At 45.3% G+C, this 5246-nt stretch carries 5 protein-coding genes; 3 read left to right on the top strand and 2 right to left on the bottom strand.

The window, feature by feature from the left end; genetic code table 11:
* A partial coding sequence (locus F6K52_RS31830; protein ID WP_293088359.1) for an AAA-like domain-containing protein occupies window positions 1–810 on the top strand: 810 nt, incomplete at its 5' end.
* 96 nt (window positions 811–906) lie between these two features.
* Here the strand turns inward: F6K52_RS31830 and F6K52_RS37150 are convergent.
* Window positions 907–1125: a hypothetical protein gene (locus tag F6K52_RS37150; protein WP_364420723.1), complete on the bottom strand. Its 219-nt coding sequence runs from the start codon at window positions 1123–1125 to the stop codon at window positions 907–909.
* A 323-nt stretch (window positions 1126–1448) separates the two neighbouring features.
* Between F6K52_RS37150 and F6K52_RS31840 the strand changes: the two genes are divergently transcribed.
* Window positions 1449–2741, top strand: a complete 1293-nt coding sequence (locus tag F6K52_RS31840; protein ID WP_293088363.1) for an AAA-like domain-containing protein — start codon at window positions 1449–1451, stop codon at window positions 2739–2741.
* A gap of 45 nt (window positions 2742–2786) precedes the next feature.
* Here the strand turns inward: F6K52_RS31840 and F6K52_RS31845 are convergent, their stop codons facing one another.
* Window positions 2787–3002, bottom strand: a complete 216-nt coding sequence (locus tag F6K52_RS31845; protein ID WP_293088365.1) for a hypothetical protein — start codon at window positions 3000–3002, stop codon at window positions 2787–2789.
* A gap of 2 nt (window positions 3003–3004) precedes the next feature.
* Between F6K52_RS31845 and F6K52_RS31850 the strand changes: the two genes are divergently transcribed.
* Window positions 3005–5246, top strand: a 2242-nt coding sequence (locus F6K52_RS31850) for an AAA-like domain-containing protein (protein WP_293088367.1), incomplete at its 3' end; no start/stop codon positions are given.

Genomic DNA, 5246 nt, shown 5'->3' on the forward strand with positions numbered 1-5246 from the left:
CTGACAGCAGTTTTAACAGAAGTGATGTCCTCCTACTATGTTGATAATAATCCTATTTTTTGTATTTGGCAGGGAAATACCACAGTCACTCTCAACTTTAAACTAGCTAATCGAGAGGTCTTCACCAGCCTGGATAAATTATTACAGTGGTTCTGTGCCAGCGTTGGGAAAAGCCTGGGGTTGTCGAATCAGTTGGCGGATTATTGGGATGAGATTCTGGGCAGCAAATCTAACAGCACCGACTACTTTGAAAACTATCTGTTGGCTCAAATTGATAGTCCACTCGTACTGGGCTTAGATGAGGTGGATATGCTGTTTCAATACCCGGAAATTGCCTCAGACTTTTTTAGTTTGCTGCGCACCTGGTATGAGAAAGCTAAGTATGGAGATAGTAGAAGCTATATTTGGCAAAAACTTAAGTTAGTGGTTGTCTATGCCACAGAAGATGATCCTTGGCTCAATCTCCATGAATCTTTTAATGTGGGGCTGCCCATTGCTTTACCTGAGTTTACTCAGGAACAAGTACAAGATTTGGCACGGTGTTATGGACTGAATTGGGATGCTGATCAAGTGGCGCAGCTGATGTCTTTAGTAGGTGGCTATCCCTATCTGGTGCGCACAGCACTACACCACATTTATTATCAAGATTTCACTCTAGAGCAGTTTTTGCCTAAGTCTGCTACCCAAGGCAGAGTGTATGGGGAATATGTGGGTCGGCAATTCTTGAAGCGTCAACAGAATCGGGAACTCTATACAGCCTTTGCCCAACAGGCAAGTTCACCCATACCGGTGGAATTAGATTGGCTTTAGGCTTTACAGCTACAGGACATGGGATCGGTGTATCTACGAGTTAATAACGTTCATGTAGGGTGGGCAGTCTCAAGCACTGCCCACCCTAGCATTAATCTACTCTTCATCCTCATCTTCAATCGCTTCATCTAACCGGTCATTGGCATCCTTAGCTAGCTTAACAAAACGCATACTTGATGTTAATCCAATAGCTGTAGTCACTGCTCCTTCAGATAACTTTTTGGACATAAATAATTCTGCCCCTGCCAGACCCACAATCCCGCTTAGACTTGTAGCCCCGACAAGCAAGTTAAACGAAAGCTTGGCTTGACGAATGCGCTCTTTAAAGAATCGGGTTTACCGGTCAAATTGTCTTGTTTTGTTTAGACATCATTGTTTAGCATTAAAAAATGCTTTTGGCTTGGGTAAATTCCATTCTACTTAAACTAGAGGCTCTCAAAACTACCGGTCAGGATTTGTGGATAAAATTTCACATTATTGACGGTTTTTCACATTTGTGAAGCTCGAATAGTATCTCCGTGATGATTTTTTCACTGCTTCATAAAACTTCGTGAAACTATTGTCTCAATCTTGATCGACTCATAAATTCAAATCTCAACTCACAAGAGCAATAGTCAGGGTACAAGGAGCGATCGGCTATGATTAGTAAAGAAGCATTCGACGAAAAATATACGAACATGCCTCGGAAAAGGAGACGAGTGTTGGAGGCGGTGGTGGGTGGCAAGACACAGGTCGCAATCAGAGACGAGGTGCTAGGTGTCTCTGATATATCTACGGTAAGACATCATATTTGCCAAATCTATAAAGACTTTGAGATTCCAGCTAATCGTTCGTCTTCTAGTTGTGAATTGGTTAGACTCGTTAATACGTATAAGCCTGAGTTAGTGGCTGAACAAGTATTAATAAATTACGGGTTGTCATCGTCTCGATCTAGAGCTGCTCAAGAGATTTACATTGAGCGCCCACCCATTGAGGCTCGTTGTTATCAGGAAATTGTCAGAGTTGGAGCGTTAATTCGGATTAAAGCGCCGAAACTGATGGGCAAAACGTTACTGAGTCATCAGATTCTCGCTCATGGCGAAGAACTGGGTTATGCAAGGGTTTATTTAAACATGAATGAGCTACCTTTCACTAAGTTAGATAAATTTTTACAGTCTTTTTGTGTGCGGGTTGGTGACAACTTGGGATTGCCAGAGCAGTTGGACAGTTATTGGAACGAGAGTTTAGTCAGCAAGGTAAACTGCAAACGATACTTCGAGCGGTATTTGTTAGCGTCTTTAGATAGTCCCGTAGTTTTGTGTTTGGATGAAGTAGAGCAAGTGTTTACTCATAAAAAGGTTGCTAAAGAGTTTCTGACTTTACTCCGAAGTTTTTATGAAGATGCTAATAGTAAAGAGATTTGGAAAAACCTACGGTTGATTGTGGTTTATGCCACGGAAGTTTACGTTAGGTTACCTAACGACCAGTCGCCGTTTAATGTGGGATTACCTATAGAGTTACTAGAGTTTAGTGATCAGCAGGTTAAGACGTTTGCCCAGGGTTATGGGTTGAAGTTGTCTGTAGATTCAGTTACCAAACTGATGGCAATGGTGGGGGGACATCCTTATTTATTGTCCCAAGCTTTTGATTATCTCAAGAATCACCCAGCAGCCGAGAAGACACTGGATACCCTTTTGGCTAATGCGCCCACAGAAGCAGGAATTTATCGCAGTCATCTTCGTGAACTCTTAACTAGTATTCAAGAGCATCCCCAATTGCTGGACGCTGTTAAATTATTAGTTAGTACAACCAATCCGGTGCGCCTGGATTCTAATATCACTCGGAAGTTGGAAAGTATGGGACTGGTGGAGCGCCATGGGAATGATTGTAGTTTGAGATGTAATTTGTATCGTCAGTATTTTAGCGATCGCATTTTAGGGAAAAGGGAGTAGGGAGTAGGGAAGAGGCAAGAGGCAAGAGGCAAGAGGAACCCACCCCTAACCCCTCCCAGGAGGGGAAGGCAAGAGGCAAGAGGCAAGAGGCAAAAGTTTAACCCGGTGGTGCGTTACTCCCCAATCTCCCCATCTCCCCATCTCCCCATCTCCCCATCTCCCCATCTCCCCATCTCCCCACACTGTTCCCTGTTCCCATCTCCCCATCTCCCCATCTCCCCACACTGTTCCCTGTTCCCAGATCCACTGTTCCCTATTCAACCATGACCAATCAACAATCAATAATCTATAGAGTTGGAGGTAGTTTACCTCAAGATGAACCCACTTATGTGACGCGACAAGCTGATCACGATCTTTATCAAGCATTGATGGCTGGGGAGTTTTGTTATGTGCTGAATTCCAGACAGATGGGTAAGTCTAGTTTGCGGGTAAGAACGATAAAACGCCTAAAAGAAGAGGGATTTGCTTGCGCTTCTATCGATCTTACAGTGATTGGGAAAGAACAAATCCCCGTGTCGATGTGGTATAAAAGTTTGATTACTTTACTGTTCGATGATTTAGAGCTATCAGGAAAATTTGATGATCAACGTTGCTTAGACGAGCGTGCTCAAATCTCCCCAGTCTTGTGCTTAAGTAAGTGTATTGAGCAGATATTGTTAACCAGTATTCCGGGAAAGATTGTGATTTTTATTGATGAAATTGACAGTCTTATTAAAGTTACGTTTAAAGATGATTTCTTTGCCTTAATTAGGGCTTGTTACAATAAAAGAGCCGAAAATCCAGCCTACACTCGTCTGACTTTTTGTTTGCTAGGGGTGGCAACGCCCGCAGATTTAATTCAGGATAAACAGCGCACCCCGTTTAATATTGGTCGGGATATTCAGTTGACTGGGTTTACCTTTGAGGAGGCCAAACCGCCTTTGGTTCCCGGTTTGGTAGGCCAGGTGGATAATCCTGAACAGGTTTTAGGTGAGATAGTAGACTGGACGGGAGGACAACCGTTTCTGACCCAGCGGGTGTGTCGTTTGGTGGTCGAGAGCTGGGAATGGGGAAATAGTCTTTCCGTGGAACAGGTGGTGCGTAGGCAGATCATAGAAAATTGGGAAGCCCAGGATCAACCGGAGCATTTGAAGACCATACGCGATGCTCTTTCAGAGCCGCTACGCGAACGCATCCTCAGAAATGAGCAACGGACTGTTAGGCTGTTGGGTTTGTATCAGCAAGTTTTGGATCAGGGTAGTCTAGCTGCTGATGGGAGTGAGGAACAGACGGAATTAAGGCTATCGGGGCTGGTAGTTCAGCGCCATGGCTGTTTGGAGGTTAACAACCGGATTTATGGTGAGGTTTTCGGACCTGATTGGGTGAAGAAAGAATTGGCCAGACTGCGCCCCTACTGTGAGGCGTTTACCGCTTGGGTTGATTCTGGGCATACAGATGACTCTCGATTGTTGCGGGGGAAAGCATTAGAGGAGGCTCGGGATTGGGCTAGGGGTAAAAGCTTGAGCGATTTGGATCGTGAGTTTTTAGATGCTAGCCAGGATTTACAAAACCGAGAATTGCGAAAGGCTTTGGCGGCTCAGAAAGAGGCTAGTGAGATATTAGCCAAGGCGAAACAGGAAGCAGAAGCGTTGCTAACTGATGCAAGACAGCAACTTGCAGAAGCCAAATTAGGCACGCGACTAGAACGGCAAGGGCTTAGTATTTTACGAAAGTTACAGGATAATGTTTACTACGGCACCAGTACAGAAGCGGAAACGCTTTTGTACCAGGCAATGGAGACTGGGCACTCACTATTTAATATTGTTAAAGATGGTCGCCCCCTGGATCACTATCCTGCTATCAGTCCTCTATATGCCCTCCAGCAGAGTATTAGTAAATTCCGAGAACGGGAGGTGCTCACCGCGCATCAGGACTGGGTATTAAGTTTAGCCTTCAGCCCGGATGGACAGAGGCTGGCCACTGCTTCAGTTGACGGCACTGCCAGAATTTGGGACAAAAAGGGCAATCAAATCACCGTGCTCACCGGGCATCAGTCCGAGGTATTAAGTGTAGCATTCAGCCCGGATGGACAGAGGTTGGCCACTGCTTCAGGGGACAACACTGCCAGAATTTGGGACAAAAAGGGCAATCAATTAGCGGTGCTCACAGGGCATCAGCACTTGGTATCAAGTGTAGCATTCAGCCCGGATGGACAGAGGCTGGCCACTGCTTCAGATGACAAAACTGCCAGAATTTGGGACAACCAGGGCAATGAAATCGCCTTGCTCACAGGGCATCAGGACAGGGTAAATAGTGTAGCATTCAGCCGGGATGGCAAGATGCTGGCCACTGCTTCATACGAGAAAACTGCCAGAATTTGGGACAAAAAGGGCAATCAATTAGCGGTGCTCACAGGGCATCAGCACTGGGTAACGAGTGTGGAATTCAGCCCGGATGGACAGAGGCTGGCCACTGCTTCAGATGACAAAACTGCCAGAATTTGGGACAAAAAGGGCAATCAATTAG

The sequence above is a fragment of the Moorena sp. SIO3H5 genome, assembly GCF_010692395.1.
Classification (GTDB): Bacteria; Cyanobacteriota; Cyanobacteriia; order Cyanobacteriales; family Coleofasciculaceae; genus Moorena.

Bases quoted from the DNA above. Each gene is read 5' to 3' on its own strand.
- F6K52_RS31840 (WP_293088363.1), top strand. From the start codon at position 1,449: ATGATTAGTAAAGAAGCATTCGACGAAAAATATACGAACATGCCTCGG.